The 2,696-nt window shown below is 69.1% G+C and carries 1 protein-coding gene; it reads left to right on the top strand.

Annotation, left to right across the window (positions count from 1 at the left end):
* Window positions 1-23 precede the first annotated feature (23 nt).
* The coding region (locus tag FHP91_RS21035; RefSeq protein WP_144311402.1) for a type VI secretion system Vgr family protein at window positions 24-2,696 on the top strand (2,673 nt) is incomplete at its 3' end.

Genomic DNA, 2,696 nt, shown 5'->3' with positions numbered 1-2,696 from the left:
CCCGCTGATCTCAGGGCGCTCACATGTTCTCACCCTTCACCTCCGACACCCGCCTGTTCGCGCTTGAATGGCGCGACGCTGCCTTCGACCTGCCCGTCGAAGCCTGGTGGGGCACCGAGGCGGTGTCGGCGGGCTTTGAGCTCTGCGTCGATCTGCTCTCCACCGACGCTTTCATCGAGCTCAAACACATGCTCGGCCAGGCGGTCACGCTGCACAGCACGCTGTCCGACGGCAGCCGCAGTTCGCGCTCGGGTTTGGTGCGCTCGGTGCTCAAACTCGGCGCCGACGGTGGCTTCTGTCGCTACCGCATCACGCTGGTGCCGTGGGCCTGGCTGCTCTCGCGGGGGCGGCACAACCGCGTCTTTCAGGACAAGTCCGTGGTCGATATCGTCGACGCGGTGTTTGCCGACTACGCCGAGCATGCCGCCTGGCACTGGAGCGAGGAGGTGGCCGAGTTTCTCGCCGATGCCCGCCCGCGCAGCTACTGCGTGCAATACATGGAAACCGACTACACCTTCGTCTCGCGCCTGCTGGCCGAAGAGGGCATCGGCTGGTGCATCGAAGACGACACCGGCGCGCCGGCCGGCCACCGCCTGCGCCTGTTTGCCGACAGCCCGCGCTGGCCGGAAGATGCGCTCTCCGAGCACGCCAACGGCGGCCGCGGCATCCGCTTTCACCGCGCCGATTCGCAAGAAGATCAAGACGCTATCGTCGCCTTTGGCGAGTGCCGACGCTTCGGCGCGGCCATCGGCTCCGTGCTCAGCTATGACTACAAAGCCAAGCGCGCCGTCGCCGTCAGCCTGCCCACGGCGCTGTCGATCGGCGGCACACAGGCCCCGGCGCTGGAAGCCTATGACGACGCCGGCCTCTACGCCTTTGCCAACGCGCGCGAAGCCGAGCGCTACCAGCACCTGATGATGGAAGCGCTCGAAGCGCGTCACACCACCTTCCAGGGGCGCAGCACGGTGCGCAGCTTCCGCCCCGGCACCGCGTTTGACCTGCTCGATGCGCCGAGCCCCATCCCCGCCGCCACCGCCAATGCCGCCGAACCGCCACGCCTCAGCCTGCTAGCGCTCACCCACATCGGCATCAACAACCTGAGCGGTGAGCCCATGGCCGCCATCGCCAAACGCCTGGGTGCGGCCGCGCTGATGATCGACGAGGCCACCACCGGCGAAGACGACGCCGCCCCGATCCGCGCACCGCACGCCCTCCCCACCGAGGCCCTGGCCCTGGCCGCCGAGCGTGGCTACGCCAACGCCTTCGAGGCACAGCCCGGTACACGCCCCTGGCGCCCCCAACTCACCGACGACACCGGCGCCCGCCTCAACCCGCGCCCCACCGTCCATGGCCCGATGAGCGCCGTCGTCGTCGGCCCCAACGGCGAAACCCGCCCCAATGGCGCTGACGAGATCTGGTGCGATCGGCTCGGGCGAATCAAGATCCGCTTTCACTGGCAGCAAGCCCACACCGCCGATGACCGCGGCAGTTGCTGGGTGCGCGTGGTCACGCGCCAGGCCGGCCCCGGCATGGGCTGGCAGGCGCTACCGCGCATCGGGCAGGAAGTCTTCGTCACCTTCCTCGGCAACGATATCGACCGCCCGCTGGTGCTCGGCGCGCTCTACAACGGGCAGGGCGAGGGCGGCATCACGCCAACGCCCGGCGGCGCCGACGCCAAGCCTGTCGACCGCTCAGTCTTCGAGCAATCCACCGACCACAGCCCCGCCGCGCAAGGCAATCTGGCCGCAGGCAACAGCCCCGCCTGGCACGGCGCAGCGCCCAGCCAACACCATCACGCCGCCGCGCTCAGTGGCTTCAAAACCAAGGAATTCGGCGCCCATGGCCGCTTCGCCGGCCACAACCAGCTCGTCTTCGACGACACCGACAACCAGCAACGCGCCGCCGTGCACAGCACCCAATACGCCTCGCAGCTCAACCTCGGCCACCTCATCCACCAGGCCGACAACTACCGCGGCAGTTTCCGCGGCACCGGCGCCGAGCTACGCACCGACGCCTGGGGCGCGCTGCGCGCCGCGCGCGGCATCACCCTGAGCACCTGGGCGCAGCACACCGACGCCGAGCCGGCCGGCGACATGGCCCCCGCCGCCGCCCTGCTCGGTCAGGCCGACGCCCTCGCCCAAACCCTCTCCAAAGCCGCCGCCACCCACCAAACCGTGCAGCTCGCTGCCGCCATCGGCAGCTGTGGTCCCAAGCAAAGCGCCATCGACCCGAACGCCGCCCCGCTCAAAGCCCTGCACACCGTCGCCCGCGGCATGGTCGACGCCACCGACTTCGACGCCGCGCTGACCGACGCAAACCAGAAGAACACCACCACCGCCGGCAAACTCCCCCACCTCACGGACGCCGCCATCATCCAGGCCGCCAAAGCCGGCCTCGGCTTCGTCGCCGGCGGGCACATTCAGCTGAGTAATGGCGAAACCATCAGCCTCATCAGCGGCGAGGACACCAACCTGGCCGTCGCCGGCAAAACCCGCCTCCACACCGGCCAGGCCATCGGCCTGCTCGCCGGCGCCATCCGGGCCGGCGCGAACAACACCGGCATCAGCCTGATTGCAGCCCGCGACGACATCGAGATGCAGGCGCAAAGCGACGAGATGAAGTTTCAAGCGCGCGACGATCTGGAGATGGTCTCGATCACCGAACACATCGACTTCGCCGCCGGCAAACGCATCGTG

It is taken from the genome of Denitromonas halophila, assembly GCF_007625155.1.
GTDB classification, from domain to species: Bacteria; Pseudomonadota; Gammaproteobacteria; order Burkholderiales; family Rhodocyclaceae; genus Nitrogeniibacter; species Nitrogeniibacter halophilus.
This window is presented reverse-complemented; position numbering and strand designations above follow the sequence as displayed.